Raw genomic sequence first — 21032 nt, 5'->3', positions numbered from 1 at the left:
ATGGAACTCACAGCAGCACAACGTATCGCCCAACGTTTCGTCGGCCTCCCTGTGGAGCAACGCCAGCAGATCCTGGAAAAGATGCAGGCCAGCGGGCAGAGCTTCCGCTTGCTGCCCATCGTGCCAGCACGCCAGGGCCTGGCCCGTATTCCGCTGTCGTTCGCCCAGCAGCGGCTGCTGTTCCTCTGGCAGCTGGAGCCCGACAGCCCGGCCTACAACGTGCCGATGGCGGTACGCCTGAAGGGCGCGCTGGACCAGGCGGTGCTGCAGCAGGCGCTGGATGCGCTGGTGCAGCGCCATGAGTCGCTGCGCACGCGCTTCGCCTCGGAAGAAGGCGAGTTCCACCAGGAAATTCTCGACCACTGCCCGCTGCCACTTGAGCTGGTGATGTTCGATGGCGTCGCCGATGAGGCGTCGCTGAGTGTGGCGGTGGACGCCGCCCTGAAGCAGCCCTTCGACCTGCTGACCGGGCCGCTGCTGCGGGTGACCCTGCTGCGCGTGGCGGCCGAGGAGCATGTGCTGGTGCTGAGCATGCACCACATCATCTCCGATGGCTGGTCCAGCGACGTGCTGGTGCAGGAGTTCATCCAGCTGTACACCGCCTTGGCCGAGGGGCGCCAGGCCGACCTGCCCGCCTTGCCGATCCAGTACGCCGACTACGCCATCTGGCAGCGTGCCTGGCTCGAAGCCGGTGAAGCGCAGCGCCAGCTGGCCTACTGGCAGGCCCAGCTGGGCGACGAGCAGCCGGTGCTGAGCCTGCCGCTGGACTTCGAGCGCCCGGCCACGCCAAGCCAGCGCGGTGCGGTGGTGCGGGTGGACATCTCTAGCGAACAGGCCGAAGCCTTGCGCAACCAGGCGCGCAAAGGTGGCCACACGCTGTTCGTGCTGGTTTTGGCGGCCATGGCAGTGGTGCTGTCGCGCTACAGCGGCCAGGCCGACATCCGCATCGGTGCGCCCAATGCAGGGCGTAACCGCAAGGAACTGGAAGGCCTGATCGGCTTCTTCATCAACACCCAGGTACTGCGCGTGCAGGTGGACGAGCGCGCGACCTTCGCCGCGCTGCTGGAGCAGGTGAAAGACGTGATCGGCGGCGCCCAGTCGCATCAGGAACTGCCATTCGAGCACCTGGTCGACGCCTTGCTGCCCGAACGCAACCTGGCGCACAACCCGTTGTTCCAGTTCAAGATCAACCAGCACGTGGCGGCCAGCGACGCCGGGCGCAAGCGCCTGGGCGCGCTGGAAGTGGAAGGCTTTGCCCGTGACGGCGGCGATGCCCGTTTCGACCTGGCGTTCGACTTCTCCGACAAGGCCGACGGCATCGAAGGCTACTTCACCTACGCCACCGACCTGTTCGCGCAGGCTACCATCGAGCGCATGGCGGGCTCGCTGCGCCAGGTACTGGACGCGCTGATCCGCGACCCGCAGCAGGCCATGGTGGACTGCCCGGAGGTGGCGAGCGTGCTGCCAGCCCGCACGCAGCCCTACCCGCATGGCGACTTCCTCGCCCTGTGGCGCCAGGCAATGGCGCCAGGCCAGGCCCACGGCGGCGTGCGCGCCGGTGACCGGTTCATGACCCAGGCCGGCCTGGAGGCAGCCTCCAACCGCCTGGCCGACTACCTGCGCCAACGCGGGGTCGGCGCGGGCAGCATCGTTGCCCTGTGCCTGCCGCGCTCCATCGAGTGGGTCAGCGCCGTGCTCGCCGTGCTCAAGACCGGCGCCGCCTACCTGCCGCTGGACGCCCAGCAGCCGCAAGAGCGCCTGCAGCAGCTGATTGCCGACAGTGCTGCGGCCGTGCTGCTGCACGAGGCGGGCGACCATCGCTTTTCGGCCATGCCAGGCGTGCAGGTGATTGCCTGCGATCACACCCAGTGGGCGACCTGCAGCGACAGCCCGGTCGAGGTGACCATCGCCCCCGCACAGCCGGCCTACCTGATCTACACCTCGGGCTCGACCGGCCAGCCGAAAGGCGTGGTGGTCAGCCACGGGGCGCTGGCCAGCTACACCCAGGCGGTGCTGGAACGCCTGCAGCTGCCGGCCGCGGCGAGCATGGCCATGGTCTCCACCCCTGCGGCTGACCTGGGCCATACCGTGCTGTTCGGCGCCTTGGCGTCTGGCCGCCTGTTGCACCTGCTGCCACAGGACCTGGCGTTCGACCCGGACGGCTTCGCCAGCTACATGGCGCAGCACAAGGTGGGTGTGGTGAAGCTGGTGCCGAGCCACCTGCAAGGCCTGCTGCAAGCTACCCGCGCTGCCGATGTACTGCCGGCCGAAGCACTGATCCTGGGCGGTGAGGCTTGCAGCTGGAGCCTGCTGGACAAGGTCCGCGAACTGCGCCCGGGTTGCCGGGTCATCAACCACTATGGCCCTACCGAAACCACGGTCGGCGTGCTCACCTTCGAGCCCGATCAGCCGCTGCCCGGCTGCCGTACGGTGCCAGTTGGGCGCCCGTTGGGCAATGCCTGCGCCCAGGTGCTGGATGGCTACCTCAACCCGATGGCGGCCTACGTGCCCGGGGAGCTGTACCTCGGCGGGCAGGGCGTTGCCCAGGGTTACCTGGGTCAGCCTGCGCTGACCGCCGAGCGTTTCGTGCCCACCGAAGGTGGAGCCCGTTTGTACCGCACCGGCGACCGCGCCCGGCTTGGCGCCGATGGCCTGGTAGAGTTCATCGGTCGCGCGGATGACCAGGTGAAGATCCGCGGTTACCGCGTGGAGCCGGGCGAAGTGGGCCGTGTGCTGCTCGGCCTGCCAGGCGTAAGCGAAGCCGTGGTGCTGGCCTTGCCGCTGGAAGGCGATACCGAGCGCCTGCAACTGGTGGCCTACGTGGTGGCCGACGGCGGGGTAAGCGTGCAGCAGTTGCAGGCGCAACTGCAGGCACGCCTGCCGGACTACATGCTGCCAGCGCAGATGCTGCTGCTGGAGCGCCTGCCGCTGACCGCCAACGGCAAGCTCGACAAGCGCGCATTACCGGCACCGGGTGCGGTCAGCCGCGGCTATGTGGCGCCAGAAGGTGAAATCGAAGAGAAGCTGGCTGCGGTGTGGGCCGATGTGCTCAAGCTGGAGCAGGTCGGCAGCAGCGACAACTTCTTCGAGCTGGGGGGTGACTCCATCCTCAGCCTGCAGATCATCGCCCGCGCCAAGCGCCAGGGCATCAAGATCACCCCCAAGCAGCTGTTCGAACAACAGACCATCGCTCAGCTGGCCCAGGTGGCCAAGCGCATCGAGGCCAGGCAGCCTGCGCCGACAGCAGTGGTCGACAGCGCACTCACTGGCGAGGCGGCGCTACTGCCAGCGCAGGCGCGCTTCTTCGAAATGGATATCGCCCAGCCGGCGCACTGGAACCAGTCGGTATTGCTGAAACCGGCCAGCCCGGTGCAGCTGCAACCGCTGGAGGCCGCCCTGCGTGCTGTCGTTGAGCAGCACGATGCGCTGCGCCTGCGCTTCAGCCGTGGCGCCGGCCAGTGGCAGGCGCGCTTCCAGCCGCTGGCCAACGCGCCGCTGCTGAGCCAGCGCACCCTGGCCGCGCTGAGCGAGCTGGATGCTGCTGGCAGCCAGGTACAGGCCAGCCTGAACCTGGAGCAAGGGCCGCTGCTGCGCGCCGAGCTGTTTGACTTTGCCGACGGCCAGCAGCGTCTGCTGCTGGTGGTTCATCACCTGGTCGTCGATGGCGTGTCATGGCGGGTGCTGCTGGAAGACTTGCAGCAAGCCTATCGACAAGTGCTCGGCGGCCAGGCCGTGAGCCTGCCCGCCAAAAGCACGTCGGTGAAAACCTGGGCCGAGCACCTGGCCCGCCACGCCAGCAGCCCGGCACTGCAGGCACAGCGCGATTACTGGTTGCAGGCGGTGGCCAGCGACAGCGCCGAGCTGCCGCGTGACAACCCGCAGGGCAGCCTGGCCAATACCCATGCACGCACCGCTGCCACACGGCTGGACGCCGAGCGCACCGCCAGGCTGCTGAAGCAGGCCCCGGCCGCCTACCGCACGCAGATCAACGACCTGCTGCTGAGCGCGCTGGCGCGCACCCTGTGCCAGTGGAGCCGCCACGACAACGTGCTGGTGCAGCTGGAAGGGCATGGCCGCGAAGACCTGTTCGACGACCTGGACCTGAGCCGCACCGTGGGCTGGTTCACCAGCCTGTTCCCGGTACGCCTTACCCCCGGCAACGATATCGGCCAGTCGATCAAGGCCATCAAGGAGCAACTGCGCGCCGTGCCGGACAAAGGCATTGGCTACGGCCTGCTGCGCTACCTGGGCGATGCCCAAGTGCGTGAGCAGCTCGGGAATACCGCGCAGCCGCGTGTCACTTTCAACTACCTGGGCCAGTTCGACGCCAGCTTCGCTGCCGAAACCGGCGCACTGTTCACCCCAAGCGGCGAAAGCGCTGGCCGTACCCAGTGCGCCGGCGCCCAACTGGGCAACTGGCTGAGCATCACCGGGCAGGTGTACGGCGGCGAACTGTTCCTGGAATGGACCTACAGCGCCGACGTGCACCACTCGGCCACCATCGAGGCCCTGGCGCAGGCCTACGAGCAGGCCCTGGCGGAGCTGGTCGAGCATTGCTGCGATACCCGGCATCAGGGCGTGACGCCTTCGGACTTCGCGCTGGCCGCGTTGACCCAGGCGCAGCTGGACAACCTGCCGCTGGCCGCAGGGCAGATCGCCGATGTGTATCCGCTGTCGCCGATGCAGCAGGGCATGCTGTTCCACACCCTTTACGACCAACAGGCCGGCAACTACATCAACCAGCTGCGCGTGGATGTGCACGGGCTGGATGTGCAGCGCTTCAGGCAGGCCTGGCAGGCCACCGTGGATGCCCACGACATCCTGCGCACCGGTTTTGTCCTGCAAGGCGACCTGGACCAGGCCGTGCAGCTGGTGCGCAAGGCTGTCGAGCTGCCGTTCAGCGAGCACGACTGGCGCGGCCAGCCGGCCCTGGAACAGGCCCTGCAGACCCTGGCCGATGATGAGCGCCAGCGCGGCTTTGACCTGGCCGCTGCGCCGCTGCTGCGGCTGGTACTGGTGCGCAGCGGCGATGCCAGCCACCACCTGATCTACACCAACCACCATATCCTCATGGACGGCTGGAGCACCTCGCGCCTGCTGGGCGAAGTGCTGCAGCGCTATGCCGGCCTGGCGCCGCAAGCGCAGGCCACGCACTACCGCGATTACATCGCCTGGTTGCAGGGCCAGGACGCAGCCGTTGCCGAGGCCTTCTGGAAGGCCCAGCTCGCCACCCTGGATGCGCCGACACGCCTGGCCCAGGCCATCGCCGGCAGCGCAGGCGGCAGCGGCCATGGCGACTATCGCCTGGCCTTCGACCGCGAGCAGACAGCACGTATCGAAGCCTTCGCCCGGGCCAACCGGGTCACGGTCAACACCCTGGTGCAATCGGCCTGGCTGCTGCTGTTGCAGCGCTGCACCGGCCAGGCCAGTGTGTGCTTCGGCGCCACTGTCGCCGGCCGCCCGGCAGATCTGCCAGGCGTGGAAGAGCAGATCGGCCTGTTCATCAACACCCTGCCAGTGATTGGCGCGCCTCGCAGCGAACAGACCGTGGCCGAGTGGATCGGCCAGGTCCAGGCCATCAACCTGGCCGCGCGCGAGTTCGAGCATACGCCGCTGTACGATGTGCAGCGCTGGGCCGGGCAGGGCGGTGACGCGCTGTTCGACAGCATCCTCGTGTTCGAGAACTACCCGGTGTCCGAGGCGCTGCAACAGGGGGCGCCCGGTGGCCTGCGCTTTGGCGATGTGGCCGTGCAGGAGCAGACCAACTACCCGCTGACCCTGGTGGTGGAGCTGGGTGCGACCTTGTCGATGCAGTACAGCCACGACCGTACGCAGTGGGGCGACGCAACCATCGGCCGCCTGGCGGGCTACTTTGCCAACCTGCTGCAGGCACTGGTGGAAAACGCGGACGCAGTGGTCGGTGCACTGCCGATGCTCGGTCAGCCAGAACAGCAACAAATGCTCGAAGGCTGGAACGACACCCAGGCAGCCTACCCGGACGCGCGCAGCCTTCATCAGCTGATCGAAGCCCAGGTGTTCGCCACTCCGGATGCCCCGGCCCTGGTATTCGGCGAGCACACGCTGACGTACGCCCAGCTCAACCGCCGGGCCAACCAGCTGGCGCACAAGCTGCGCGAGCAGGGCGTGGGCCCGGATGTGCTGGTGGGCATCGCCATGGAACGCAGCCTGGAGATGGTCATCGGCCTGCTGGGCATCGTCAAAGCCGGCGGGGCCTACGTGCCGCTCGATCCGGAATACCCGCAGGATCGCCTGAGCTACATGTTCGAGGACAGCCGCATCGCCTTGCTGCTGACCCAGTCGCACCTGCGCGAAACCTTGCCGATTCCCGCCGGCCTGCGCAGCCTGGACCTGGATAGCGAAAACCTCGAAGGTTACAGCGACGCCAACCTGAACATCGACGTGGCGCCGCTGAACCTCGCCTATGTGATCTACACCTCCGGCTCCACCGGCCGCCCGAAAGGCGCCGGCAACAGCCACCAGGCCCTGGTCAACCGGCTGTGGTGGATGCAGAAGGCCTACGGCCTGGACGCCAGCGACAGCGTGCTGCAGAAAACCCCGTTCAGCTTCGACGTGTCGGTGTGGGAGTTCTTCTGGCCATTGATGACCGGCGCCCGCCTGGTCGTGGCCCAGCCGGGTGCCCACCGCGACCCGCAGCTGTTGGTCGACACCATCAACCAGCACGGCATCAGCACGCTGCACTTTGTGCCGTCGATGCTGCAGGCGTTCATGACCCATGAGGCAGTGGAAAGCTGCGTCAGCCTCAAACGCGTGGTGTGCAGCGGTGAAGCACTGCCGGCCGAGCTGGCCCGTCAGACACTGCAACGCCTGCCCGCAGCCGGCCTGTACAACCTGTACGGCCCGACCGAAGCGGCCATCGACGTCACCCACTGGACCTGCCAGGCGGACGAAAGCATTAGCGTGCCGATCGGCAAGCCGATCGACAACCTGAAAACCCATATCCTCGAAGGCAGCCTGCAGCCAGCCGTGCGCGGCAGTGCCGGCGAGCTGTACCTGGGCGGCGTTGGTCTTGCCCGTGGCTACCACCAGCGCCCGGCGCTGACTGCCGAACGCTTCGTACCGGACCCGTTCAGCGACAACGGCGGGCGGCTGTACCGCACCGGCGACCTGGCGCGCTACCGCGCCGATGGGGTGATCGACTACGCCGGGCGTATCGACCATCAGGTAAAAATTCGCGGCCTGCGTATCGAACTGGGTGAAATCGAAGCCCGCCTGCTGGAACTGCCCAGCGTGCAGGAAGCGGTGGTGCTGGCCCAGGACGGCCCGAGCGGCAAGCAGTTGGTGGGCTATGTGGTGCCGGCCGACAGCACGCAGGACCACAGCGCCTTGCGCGACAGCCTGCGCGAAGCGCTGAAGGCAGGCTTGCCGGACTACATGGTCCCGGCGCACCTGCTGCTGCTCGACCAACTGCCGGTGACGCCAAATGGCAAGCTGGACCGCAAGGCCCTGCCGCAGCCGGATGCCAGCCAGTTGCAGGGTGAATACATCGCCCCGCAAACCGAGCTGGAGCAGCAGATTGCGGCGATCTGGGCAGATGTGCTGAAGCTGGACAGGGTGGGTCTTGACGACAACTTCTTCGAGCTGGGTGGCGATTCGATCATCTCGTTGCAAGTGGTTAGCCGAGCACGCCAGGTGGATATCCACTTCACTCCCAAGGACCTGTTCGAGGCACAGACGGTGCAAGCGCTGGCGCGACTCGCCTCGCGTGGCGACATCGTGCTGATCGATCAGGGCGCGGTGACTGGGGTTACACCGCTCACGCCCATCCAGCACTGGTTTTTCGAACAACCCATTGCCAAGCGCCATCACTGGAACCAATCGGTCCTTCTGACCCCAGGCGAAGCGCTTGACGCGCTGATGCTCGATGCCGCACTGCAGGCATTGCTGAACCACCACGATGCCTTGCGTTTGCGCATGGTCAAGCATGGGGTGCAGTGGCAGGCGGAGTTTGCCGAAGCGGGTCATGTCCAGCTGTGGCAGCGGGATTTCGCCAGCATCGAGCAACTGGAGCAAGACGCCGCCCAAGCCCAGCGCAGCCTCGACCTTGAGCACGGCCCCTTGCTGCGCGCCATGCTCGGGACGCTGCCTGACGGTAGCCAGAGGCTGCTGTTGGTGATCCACCACCTGGTGGTGGACGGCGTGTCGTGGCGTGTACTGCTGGAGGACCTGCAGCAGGCCTACCAGGCCCTGGCCGCCGGGCAGCCGCTGCAACTTGCGCCCAAGACCACGTCGTACAAAGCGTGGGCCGAGCGTTTGCAAACCTATGCCGCCGCGCCGGAGCTGCAACAGCAACTGGGCTACTGGCAGGCGCAGTTGCAAGGCACCCGCGAAGCGCTGCCCTGTGATAACCCGCAGGGCAGCCGGCAACTCAGGCATGCTGCTTCAGTCAGCACCCGCCTGGATGCGCAAAGCACCCGACGGCTGTTGCAGGCGTGCTCTGTGGCCTATCGCACGCAGATCAACGACCTGCTACTGACGGCGCTTGCGCAGGCAGTCACCCAATGGAGTGGCCAGCCTGAGGTGCTGGTGCGCCTGGAGGGACATGGTCGCGAAGACCTGTTTGCGGGCATCGACCTGACGCGCACGGTGGGCTGGTTCACCAGCCTGTACCCGGTGAAGCTGAGCCCGCAAGCGGACCTGGCGGGTTCCATCAAGACCATCAAGGAACAGTTACGCGCCGTGCCTGACAAGGGCCTTGGCTATGGTGTGCTGCGCTACCTGGGCGATGCTGCCAGCCGCGAAGCCCTTGCAGCGTTGCCTGAGGGGCAGGTCGTTTTCAACTACCTTGGGCAGTTCGACGGCAGTTTCGACGGCGAAACAGGCTTGTTCACCCCTGCCAAGGAGCATGACGGGGCCAGGCAGGATGCCCAGGCGCCGCTGGCCAGCCTGTTGACCGTCAACGGCCAGGTCTATGGCGGCGAGCTGCGCCTGGAGTGGACTTTCAGCCAGGACGTGCACCACCGCGAAACCATCGAGCGGTTGGCCCAGGCTTACCTGCAGGCCCTGGGTCAGATCATCGAACATTGCTGTGCGAGCGGGCATCGTGGCCTGACGCCATCTGACTTCCCGCTGGCTGCACTGAGCCAGGCACAACTCGACCAGTTGCCGGTTGCAGCGGCGCACGTCACCGATGTCTACCCCTTGTCGCCCATGCAGCAAGGCATGCTGTTCCACAGCATCTACGAGCAAGGCAGCGGCAACTACATCAACCAGATGCGCGTGGATGTGGATGGCCTGAATGTAGACGCCTTCAGGCAAGCCTGGGAGGCTGCCCTGCAAGCCCACGATATCCTGCGCAGCAGTTTCATCTGGCAGGGTGATCTGGGCCAGGCGGTGCAGGTAGTACGCAAGCGTGTAACGCTGCCGTTCAGCGAGCACGACCTGCGTGCCGAGGCTGGGCTGGATCAGGCCCTGGACGCCCTGGCAGATACCGACCGGCAGCTTGGGTTCGACCTGGCCGAGGCGCCATTGTTGCGTCTGGCGCTGGTGCGTACGGGGGCTGCGCGTCATCACCTGATCTTCACCTGCCATCACATCCTGATGGATGGCTGGAGCACTTCGCAGTTGCTCGGCGAGGTCTTGCAGCGTTATGCCGGCCAGCCTGTGGTGGCCACGACGGGCAGTTATCGCGACTATATCGCCTGGCTGCAGCGCCAGGATGCACGGGCTGCCGAGACATTCTGGCGGGGCCAGATGGCTGAACTCCACGAACCCACGCGCTTGGCCCAGGCGGTGCGCAGTGCCGAGCCAGAGGGCCAGGGGCATGAGGTGCATCACCAGGTGTTCGATGCCGCGCGTACCGCTCGGGTAGAGGCGTTTGCCCGCGCTCAGCGCGTCACCGTCAACACCTTGGTGCAGGCAACCTGGCTGCTGTTGCTGCAGCGTTATACCGGGCAGTCGTCGGTGTGCTTTGGCGCCACGGTCGCAGGGCGGCCGGCGGAGCTGGCTGGCGTGGAAGCGCAGATCGGGTTGTTCATCAACACCCTGCCGGTGGTGGGCGCGCCGCAAAGCGAGCAAAGCGTTGCGCACTGGATCGGGCAGGTACAGGCCAGCAACCTGGCCATGCGCGAATATGAGCACACGCCACTGTACGACGTGCAGCGCTGGGCGGGCCTGGGCGGTGAAGCGCTGTTCGACAGCCTGGTAGTGTTTGAAAGCTATCCGGTATCAGAAGCGCTTCAGCAGGGTGCGCCGAGTGGGGTGCAATTTGGCGCGGTGCAAGTGCGTGAGCAGACCAACTACCCGCTGACCGTGTTGGTGAGCCTTGGCGACAGCCTGGCCATCCAGTACCGGCATGACCGCGCTCAGTGGAACGGCGAGGCGATCGAACAGTTGGCGCATCATTTTGCAACGCTGCTTGACGCGCTGGTAAGCGATGCGGGCGCTGCACTGGGCGATCTGCCGCTGCTCGATGCTGCGCAGCACCAGCTTATCGTGCAGGACTGGAACCGCACGGCGGCCAGCTACCCGGCCGAGCGTTGCATTCACCAGCTGTTCGAGGCGCAGGTGGCCAGCGCACCAGACGCCGTCGCGCTGATCCACGGCGAGCAGACGCTCAGTTATGCCGTGCTGAATGCGCGGGCCAACCAGCTGGCGCACAAATTGCGCGAGTCCGGTGTCGGCCCGGAAGTACTGGTGGGTGTCGCCATGGAGCGGGGCCTGGACATGGTGGTCGCGTTGATGGCGATCCTCAAGGCGGGCGGTGCATACGTGCCGCTTGACCCGGGCTACCCGCAGGATCGACTGGTGTACATGCTGGAAGACAGCCAGTCGCTTTTGTTGCTGTCGCAATCACACCTGCTCGAACGTGTGCCGTCCAGCTTCCAGGCGCGCACGCTGCTGGTTGACCAGTTGCACCTCGACGGCTACGACGAGATCGACCCGGTGTGCCTGACTACACCGGACAACCTGGCCTACTGCATCTACACATCCGGCTCCACCGGCAAGCCCAAAGGGGTGCAGATCGAACATCGCAACGCCGTGGCGATGATCGCCTGGGCGCAGTCAGTCTACAGCCGGCAAGACCTGTGTGGCGTATTGGCGTCCACATCGATCTGTTTCGACCTGTCGGTCTGGGAGCTGTTCGTAACCCTGGGCTCGGGTGGTTACGCGGTGCTGGCAACCAATGCCCTGGAACTGCCCCACCTGCCGGCCAAGGACCAGGTGCGCCTGGTCAACACGGTGCCGTCGGCCATCAAGGTGCTGCATGAAACCGGCCAGTTGCCGCCCGGCGTACGCATCATCAACCTGGCGGGAGAAGCGCTCAAGCAGGGGTTGGTCGACGCGCTTTACGCGACCGGCCATGTGCTCAAGGTATACGACCTGTATGGCCCGTCGGAGGACACCACCTATTCCACCTTCACCCTGCGCACGCAGGGTGGCCAGGCCAATATTGGCCGGCCGCTGTCCAACAGTGCGGTATACCTGCTGAGCGAAGCCGGCGCGCCGCTGCCGACAGGTGTGGTGGGGGAGTTGCACATGGCCGGTGCAGGGCTGGCGCGTGGTTACCTGGCGCGCCCTGGCCTTACCGCTGAGCGTTTTCTCCCAGACCCGTTCGGCAAAGCGGGCAGCCGCCTGTACCGCACTGGTGACCTGGCCCGTTATGGCGCCGATGGCGTTATCGAATATGTCGGGCGCGTCGATCATCAGGTGAAGATCCGTGGTTTCCGTATCGAACTGGGCGAAATCGAGGCGCGACTGCAGCAGCAGGACACCGTGCGTGAAGCGGTGGTTCTGGCCCAGGATGCAGCGGGAGGCCAGCAACTGGTGGGCTATGTGGTGCCAAGTGATGCTGCGTCGGTTGAAAGCCAGGAAGCGCAGACGGCGCTGCGCGACACCCTGCGCGCCCAACTGAAAGCCAACCTGCCGGATTACATGGTGCCAGCACACTTGCTGCTGCTCGAGCGCCTGCCGTTGACACCGAATGGCAAGCTGGACCGCAAGGCTTTGCCTCAGCCGGACGGCAACCTGCGGCAAGCAGCTTATGTGGCGCCGGACACGGAGCTCGAACGTAAGGTTGCGGCAATATGGGCTGAAGTTCTGGGCGTGGAAAACGTATCTCTTACCGACAACTTCTTCGAGCTGGGCGGCCATTCCTTGCTGGCAACCCAGGCGGTAGCACGACTGCAGATCGAACTGGGCACGAACCTGCCACTCGCGTTGTTGTTCCAGACAGAGAACCTGCAGGCCTTTGCGCAAGAGGTAGGCAGTCTCGGTACCCGAAACGACGGAGACCTGGATGAGCTCCAGGACTTCATGGCAGAGCTCGAGGCGGTTTGAGATGCACACGGACAATAGAAACGCAGACCTGGTTTATCGCTTCATTCGTCTGCCGCAGGCACAGCAGAAGCTGTTTCTCGAGAAACTGGCGTCCAAGGGCGTCACCCTCGCGCAGCTGCCCATTCCAGTGGTCAGGAACGAAGTCGAACGCCCTGTGCTGTCCTATGCCCAGCAACGCCAGTGGTTCCTCTGGCAGATGGAACCTGACGGCTCGGCCTACAACATACCAACCGCGCTCCGGTTCCGCGGCCAGCTGGACCTGGCCGCCCTGCAGCGCAGCTTCGAGACGCTGATCCAGCGTCATGAGGCCTTGCGCACGACCATTGGCGAGGAAGATGGGCAGTTGCTGCAGGTGATCCACCCCTGCCAGCCTTTCGAACTGGCCCGTCAGGCCGTGGGTACCCTGGATGAGGGCGCTTTGCAGGCGCAGGTTGCACTTGAGGTACAGCAGCCATTCGATTTGGCTCGGGGGCCACTGTTGCGGGTGAAATTGCTGGATCTGGCGCAGGAAGAGCACGTGCTTGTGCTCACCCTGCACCATATCGTTGCCGATGGCTGGTCGATGCCGTTGCTCATCGATGAACTGGTAAGCCTTTATGAAGGCTACAGCCAGGGCCGTGAGGTGGCGCTGGCCGAACTGCCGATCCAGTACGCCGATTATGCGATCTGGCAGCGAGCATGGATGGACGCTGGCGAGCGCGAGCGGCAACTGGCGTACTGGATGTCGCAATTGGGTGATGACCACCCGGTGCTCGAACTACCCACCGACAGACCACGCCCGGCGCAGCAGAGCTACCGGGGCCAGCGTATCAACGTCGACCTGGGTGAGGCGCTTGGCCTGTCGCTCAAGCAGCTGGTACAGCGCCAGGGTGCGACAGCCTTCATGCTGTTGCTGGCCAGTTTCCAGGTGCTGCTGCATCGGTATTCCGGGCAGGCTGATGTGCGAGTGGGGGTGCCCATCGCCAACCGGAACCGGGTAGAAACCGAACGGCTCATCGGCTTTTTCGTCAACACCCAGGTCATGCGTGCCGCGTTCGACACGCAGCTGACTTTCAGCGAATTATTGGCACAAGTGCGCCAGCGGGCGTTGGCTGCGCAGGTCCATCAGGACCTGCCATTCGAGCAACTGGTCGATGCCTTGCAGCCAGAGCGCAGTTTGAGCCACAGCCCCTTGTTCCAGGTGATGTACAACCATCAGACCCGAGTGAAAGGGGAGCGTCGCAGCTTGCCAGGCCTGGAGGTGGAGAGCCTGCCGTGGAGTGTGCATGCGGCGCAGTTCGACCTGACCCTGGACACTTTCGAGCACGAGCATGGCTTCAGCGCCACCCTGACCTTCGCAACCGACTTGTTCGATGCCGCGACCATTCAGCAGATGGCTACTCACTGGCGCAACCTGCTGCAAGGCATCGTCGCCAACCCAGACCAGCGAGTGGCTGAACTGCCGCTGATGGATGACACTGACCGGCAGCATATCGTGGATGGCTGGAATGCAACGCAAGCCGATTATCCAGGTGATACCAGCATTCACCAGCTGATCGAAGCCCAGGTGTTCGCCACCCCGGATGCCCCGGCCCTGGTATTCGGCGAGCACACGCTGACGTACGCCCAGCTCAACCGCCGCGCCAACCAGCTGGCGCACAAGTTGCGCGAGCAGGGCGTGGGCCCGGATGTGCTGGTGGGCATCGCCATGGAACGCAGCCTGGAGATGGTCATCGGCCTGCTGGGCATCGTCAAAGCCGGCGGGGCCTACGTGCCGCTCGACCCTGAATACCCACAGGACCGCCTGAGCTACATGTTCGAAGACAGCGGCATCACCTTGCTACTGACCCAGTCGCACCTGCGTGAAACCTTGCCGATTCCCGCCGGCCTGCGCAGCCTGGACCTGGATGGCGAAAACCTCGAAGGCTACAGCGATGCCAACCCCAATATCGACGTGGCGCCGCTGAACCTCGCCTATGTGATCTACACCTCCGGCTCCACCGGCCGCCCGAAAGGCGCCGGCAACAGCCACCAGGCCCTGGTCAACCGGCTGTGGTGGATGCAGAAGGCCTACGGCCTGGACGCCAGCGACAGCGTGCTGCAGAAAACCCCGTTCAGCTTCGACGTGTCGGTGTGGGAGTTCTTCTGGCCATTGATGACCGGCGCCCGCCTGGTCGTGGCCCAGCCGGGTGCCCACCGCGACCCGCAGCTGTTGGTCGACACCATCAACCAGCACGGCATCAGCACGCTGCACTTTGTGCCGTCGATGCTGCAGGCGTTCATGACCCATGAGGCAGTGGAAAGCTGCGTCAGCCTCAAACGCGTGGTGTGCAGCGGTGAAGCACTGCCGGCCGAGCTGGCCCGTCAGACCCTGCAACGCCTGCCCGCAGCCGGCCTGTACAACCTGTACGGCCCGACCGAAGCGGCCATCGACGTCACCCACTGGACCTGCCAGGCGGACGAAAGCATCAGCGTGCCGATCGGCCAGCCGATCGACAACCTGAAAACCCATATCCTCGAAGGCAGCCTGCAGCCAGCCGTGCGCGGCAGTGCCGGCGAGCTGTACCTGGGCGGCGTTGGTCTTGCCCGTGGCTACCACCAGCGCCCGGCGCTGACTGCCGAACGCTTCGTACCGGACCCGTTCAGCGACAACGGCGGGCGGCTGTACCGCACCGGCGACCTGGCGCGCTACCGCGCCGATGGCGTGATCGACTACGCCGGGCGTATCGACCATCAGGTAAAAATTCGCGGCCTGCGTATCGAACTGGGTGAAATCGAAGCCCGCCTGCTGGAGCTGCCCAGCGTGCAGGAAGTGGTGGTGCTGGCCCAGGACGGCCCGAGCGGCAAGCAGTTGGTGGGCTATGTGGTGCCGGCCGACAGCACGCAGGACCACAGCGCCTTGCGCGACAGCCTGCGCGAAGCGCTGAAGGCAGGCTTGCCGGACTACATGGTCCCGGCGCACCTGCTGCTGCTCGACCAACTGCCGGTGACGCCAAATGGCAAGCTGGACCGCAAGGCCCTGCCACAGCCGGATGCCAGCCAGTTGCAGGGTGAATACATCGCCCCGCAAACCGAGCTGGAGCAGCAGATTGCGGCGATCTGGGCAGATGTGCTGAAGCTGGACAGAGTGGGTCTTGACGACAACTTCTTCGAGCTGGGTGGCGATTCGATCATCTCGTTGCAGGTGGTCAGCCGAGCACGCCAGGCAGACATACGCTTCACACCCAAGGAGTTGTTGCAGCATCAGACCGTGCAAGGCCTGGCCGCGGTTGCCCGGCGCAGCGAAACGCGGGAGCTGGAGCAGGGCGAGGTCAGCGGGCCTCTGCCACTGATTCCGGTGCAGCGCTGGTTCTTCGAGCAGGCGCTTGAGGCACGTGACCACTGGAACCAGTCGTTGCTGCTTGAACCTGGTGAAGCACTGGATGCGCGCTTGTTGAGCGCTGCACTGGCCAACCTGCATGCACATCACGACCTGTTGCGGCTCAATGCCTGGCACCAGGGCGAGCATTGGCACGCCTCGATTGGCGCGCCGACATCGGCCGAGCTGCTGTGGGTACGCGCATGCGCCGATGCCGAAGACCTGGCCCATCTGGCTGACCAGGCCCAGCGCAGTTTGAACCTGGCACAGGGGCCACTGCTGCGCGCCGTGTTGGCCACGCTCGCAGACGGCAGCCAGCGGTTGTTACTGGTCATTCACCATCTGGTGGTGGATGGCGTGTCCTGGCGGGTTCTGCTCGAAGACCTGCAGCAGGCCTATCAGGCGCATGCCCTGGGGCAGCCCGTGAAGTTGCCGGCAAAAACCAGCGCGTTCAAGGCCTGGGCCGAACAGCTGCAGGCATATGCCGGCGACCCGGCGCTGCAGCGTGAGCTGCACTTCTGGCGCGATCAACTGCAAGGCAGCAGCGATGTCTTGCCGTGTGATTACCCTCACGGCGAAAACCGGCAGAAACACGCGGCGTCGGTCAGCACCCGGCTGGATTCGGCCTGGACCCGCAAGCTATTGCAACAGGCGCCGGCGGCCTACCGCACACAGATCAACGACCTGCTTTTGACGGCACTGGCCCGTGTCGTGAGCCGCTGGACCGAGCAGCCGCAAGTACTGGTGCGGCTGGAGGGCCATGGCCGCGAAGACCTGTTCGACGGCATCGACCTGAGCCGCACTGTGGGTTGGTTCACCAGCATGTATCCGGTCAGGTTGAGCCCGCAGCCTGAGTTGGCAGGCTCGATCAAGAGCATCAAGGAGCAGCTGCGCGCGGTGCCCAACAAGGGGCTTGGTTATGGCGTGCTGCGTTACCTGGGCAGCGCCGAAGCGCAGGAAACGCTGGCGGCTCTGGCCCAGGGCACGATCATCTTCAACTATTTGGGGCAGTTCGATGGCAGCTTCGACCAGCAGGCCAGCTTGTTCAAACCGGCCAAGGAGCACGCCGGGCCGAACCAGGATGAAAACGCGCCCTTGAGCGGCTTGCTGGCGCTCAATGGCCAGGTCTACGGCGGTGAGCTGATGCTGGGCTGGACGTTCAGCCGTGAGGTCTTCGACGCCGCGACCATCCAGCACCTGGCTGATGCGTATGCCGAAGAACTCAAGGCGGTGATCGAACACTGCTGCCAAGAGGATACCCGAGGCCTCACGCCATCGGACTTCCCGCTGGCCAGCCTCGACCAGGCGCAACTGGACCGCCTGCCGGTACCTGCTGCGCAAATTGCCGACATCTACCCGCTGTCGCCGATGCAACAGGGCATGTTGTTCTACACCCTGCAGGAGTCGGAAGCTGCGCTGTACATCAACCAGACATCTGTCGATGTGCACGGCCTGGACATTGATCGCTTCGTCGCTGCCTGGAACCAGGTGATTGCCAGCCATGACATCCTGCGCACGGCATTCCTGTCGTCAGCGCAATGGGCCGAGCCACTGCAGGTGGTGCAGCGTCAGGCCAGCCTGCCACTGCGCGTGATGGACTGGCGGGGGCGCAAGGTGGCCAGCGATACACTGCAGGCACTGGCTGCCGAGGATGCTGCCGAGGGCTTCGATCTGACCTGCGCGCCGTTGATGCGGTTGACCTTGGTCCAGCTGGATGAACAACGCCTGCACCTGGTCTGGTCACGTCATCACATCCTGATGGACGGCTGGAGCAATTCGCGCTTGCTAGGTGAAGTGCTGCAGGTTTATCACGGCCGCTCCGTCAGTCATGTGGGGGGACGTTTCGGTGACTACATCCGCTGGCTGGGTGAGCAACCTGTCGGCAAGCTGGAGCAGTTCTGGAGCGCAAAACTGCGAGCGCTGGAGGGCCCGACGCTGTTGGCCGAGAGTGTTGCGCCACAGGCGGACGGCAAGCTTGTCGGGCATGATGCGCTGTACCTGCGCTGGGATGCGCAGCGTACGCAACAGCTGCGAGACCAGGCTCGGCGCCTGCGCGTCACGCCAAATACCCTGGTACAGGCAACCTGGCTGTTGCTGCTGCAACGCTACACCGGCCAGGACACCGTGTGCTTCGGCGCCACCGTGGCCGGGCGCCCCACCAGCCTGGCGGGTGCGGACGAGATGCTGGGGTTGTTCATCAACACGTTGCCGGTGGTACAGGCGCCACAACCCGAGCATATTGTCAGCGACTGGTTGCACCAGTTGCAGCACTACAACCTGGAGTTGCGGGACCATGAGCACGCGGCGCTGGCCGATGTGCAACGTTGGGCGGGGCGGCCTGGGCAAGCGCTGTTCGACAGCATCGTGGTATTTGAAAATTACCCGGTTGACGAGCGCCTGCGCGACGGTGGGGGCGGTACGCTTCGCTTTGGCGAAGTGCGCAACCGTGACGTCACCAACTACGCCATGGACCTGGCCGTGCAGTTGGGCGAAACCTTCTCGGTAGAGTTCCTTTACCTGCGCAACCGCTTCACCGAAGCCGCCGCCGAGTGCTTGCGCGGCAGCTTCGAAAGCCTGCTGACCGCCATGCTGGGCAACCCGCAGGCCACGCTCGGCAGCTTGGGTATGCTGACCCCTTCACAGGTGCAGCACGCCGACCTTCGCAACCGGCTGGCGGCCCCGCAGGGCGAGCAGCCGTTGCTTGCCGAGTGCATTGCCCTGCATGCCCGTGAGCGCGGCGAAGCCTTGGCGGTAATCTGTGGTGCCCAGCAGTTGACCTACGCCCAACTGGACGCGCGTGCCAACCGCCTTGCCCACCAGCTTATTGCGCAGGGCGCATGCCCGGAAACCTGCGTCGGCATAGCCCTGGAGCGGTCGGTTGAAGTGATCGTGGCATTCCTGGCAGTCATGAAGACCGGCGCCGCGTATGTACCACTGGATATCGACTATCCACAGGAGCGCCTGCAGTGGATCGTCGAAGACTCCGCCATGCACCTGCTGGTCACCAGCAGTGGCTTGCGCCAGCGCTTTGCCCAGGTTGCCCAGTGCGTCGAACTCGACCGGCAGGAACTGGAGCACCTGCCAGCAGATGCACCTCAAGCGCAGGCATGTGCCGACAACCTGGCCTACCTGATCTACACCTCCGGCTCGACAGGCAAGCCTAAAGGCGTGGCGGTCAGCCACGGGCAGATCCGCATGCATTGCCAGGCAATCGCCAGATTGTATGAAATGGACGGGCAAACCCGCGAGTTGCTGTTCATGTCGTTTGCCTTTGACGGTGCTCAGGAGCGTTGGCTGTCGACATTGTCCTCGGGCGGTTGTCTGGTAGTGCGCGACAACAGGCTGTGGACAGCCGAAGAAACCTGGCAGACCTTGCATGCCCAGCGCATCGACATCGCCTGCTTCCCGCCGGCCTATCTGCAACAGTTGGCAGAATTCGCCGAGAGCCAGCAGCAAGCTGCGCCGGCAGTGCGGGTGTACTGCTTTGGTGGTGATGCAGTACCCGATGCATTGTTCGAGCAGGTCAAACGTTCGCTGCGCCCGCGCTGGCTGACCAATGGTTATGGGCCCACTGAAACCGTAGTCACACCGCTGCTGTGGAAAGTGCCTGCGCAAGAGACTTGCGGGGCAGTTTACGCGCCTATCGGTGAGCGGGTGGGTGAGCGCACGCTGCACGTGCTGGACCATAACCTCAACCCTTTGCCAGACGGTGTGGCCGGCGAGCTTTACATCGGTGGTGATGGCGTGGCGCGTGGGTATCATCAACGCTCAGCGCTCACAGCCGAGCGATTCGTTGCCGACCCGTTCGCCACCGGTGGCCGCCTGTACCGCACCGGTGACCGGGTGCGGCGCCGCGCCGATGGGGTTATCGACTTTTTGGGGCGGCTGGACAACCAGCTGAAAATTCGCGGCTTCCGCATCGAGCCTGGCGAAATCGAGGCTCGCCTGCGCAATCTGGCCGGCGTGCGCGATGCCGTGGTGGTGGCACGTGACATCAGCACAGGCAAGCAACTGATCGGCTACGTAGTAGTGGCCAGTTCCGACATCCGCGCCGAGCAGCTACGCGATGCCCTTCGCGCCGATCTGCCGGATCATATGGTGCCAGCGCAACTGGTGCTGATGCCCTCCCTGCCGCTCACTCCCAATGGCAAGATCGACCGCAATGGCCTCCCAGCACCTGAATTTTCCGCAGTCCAGGCGTGGGTTGCACCGCGCAATGCCGTCGAACAGGCGCTGGCTGATATCTGGCAGCAGGTACTGGAGGTGGAGCAGGTCGGGGTAGATGACAACTTCTTCGAGCTGGGTGGTGACTCTCTGCGCGTGCTCAAGATGTTGTCCAGGGTACGGGCTCGCGAAGATCTGCCGATCGAGCTGAAGCTGCGTGATGTGATTGCCCGGCCGACCATCGCCGAGTTGTCTGGCTATGCACCCAACGACACCAGCCTGGACCCACTGTTGTTGCTCAATAGCCGGCTGAATACAGGTACGCCGCTGTTCTGCCTGCATGCCGGGTTTGGCACTGTGTTCGATTACGAGCCGTTGGCACGCCAGCTGGAAGGCCGGTGCACGGTGTATGGCCTGCAATGCCGGATGTTGCTGGACCCCACCTGGGTGGACGATTCGCTCGATACCATGGCCATCGACTACGCGCAGTACATCCGGCAGAAACAACCCGAAGGCCCTTATCAGCTGGCCGGTTGGTCGCTTGGCGGTACGCTGGCGGTGCTGGTGGCCCGGGAGCTGGAAAACCAGGGCCAGCGGGTATCGGTGCTGGCGTTGGTGGACAGCTTTGTGCCTTCGGCAGGTCAACATGTGCAGGAGAGTGACTGGGCGGCTGACCTGTGCGGCTTCCTGGCGGTGGTTCTGGGGGGGGCGGTTGACGCGCTGACTGTGCCGGCGGTACCGGCTGGGTGCAGCAACGAGGACTTGGAGCAGGTGATCCAAGCCGCCCGTGCTGCGCAGACTGTGCAGTCGGCTTACGCCGAAATTGGCAACGCTGACCTGGCGCAGACCTTTGTTGTGGCCATGAAGCTCAAGGAACTGTCGCGCCAGTTGAACCCGTTACCGTCTACCAAGGCCGCGGCAGTTTGCTGGTGGGCCGATGAGGCAGCGCACGCGGGGAGTATTGCCGGTAGCTGCCAGGACATCGGTATCAATGCCGGGCACTATGACATCCTTCAACAGGCAGAGGTGCTCGAGGGCGTGATTGCCAGGCTGTTGCTGGAAGACACCGTTAACCCGTAAACCCTGTGAATCCACGCAGAGGTGAGAAGGGGCCGCATTAGCGTAATGCCAGTCAGTCAAGCAATTGGGGCCGCTTTGCGGCCCATCGCCGGCAAGCCAGGCTCCTACAAGTACGGCGCATGGCTTGAATTTG

General features: G+C 64.8%; 2 protein-coding genes. Both read left to right on the top strand.

The window, feature by feature from the left end; translation table 11 throughout:
• Positions 1-12318, top strand: a complete 12318-nt coding sequence (locus tag AC5O5R_RS20595) for a non-ribosomal peptide synthetase (protein ID WP_494514715.1) — start codon at positions 1-3, stop codon at positions 12316-12318.
• A 1-nt stretch (position 12319) separates the two neighbouring features.
• Positions 12320-20899, top strand: coding sequence for an amino acid adenylation domain-containing protein (locus tag AC5O5R_RS20590; protein ID WP_494514714.1), 8580 nt, complete (start codon positions 12320-12322; stop codon positions 20897-20899).
• Positions 20900-21032: the final 133 nt, after the last annotated feature.

This window comes from Pseudomonas sp. 8_5_2 (assembly GCF_059295255.1).
The sequence above is the reverse complement of the archived record's forward strand: the minus strand, read 5'-3'. Positions and strand labels throughout refer to the sequence as shown.

Excerpts from the sequence above, each read along its gene's own strand:
- AC5O5R_RS20595 (WP_494514715.1), top strand. The coding sequence starts at position 1 with ATGGAACTCACAGCAGCACAACGTATCGCCCAACGTTTCGTCGGCCTC.
- AC5O5R_RS20590 (WP_494514714.1), top strand. The coding sequence starts at position 12,320 with ATGCACACGGACAATAGAAACGCAGACCTGGTTTATCGCTTCATTCGT.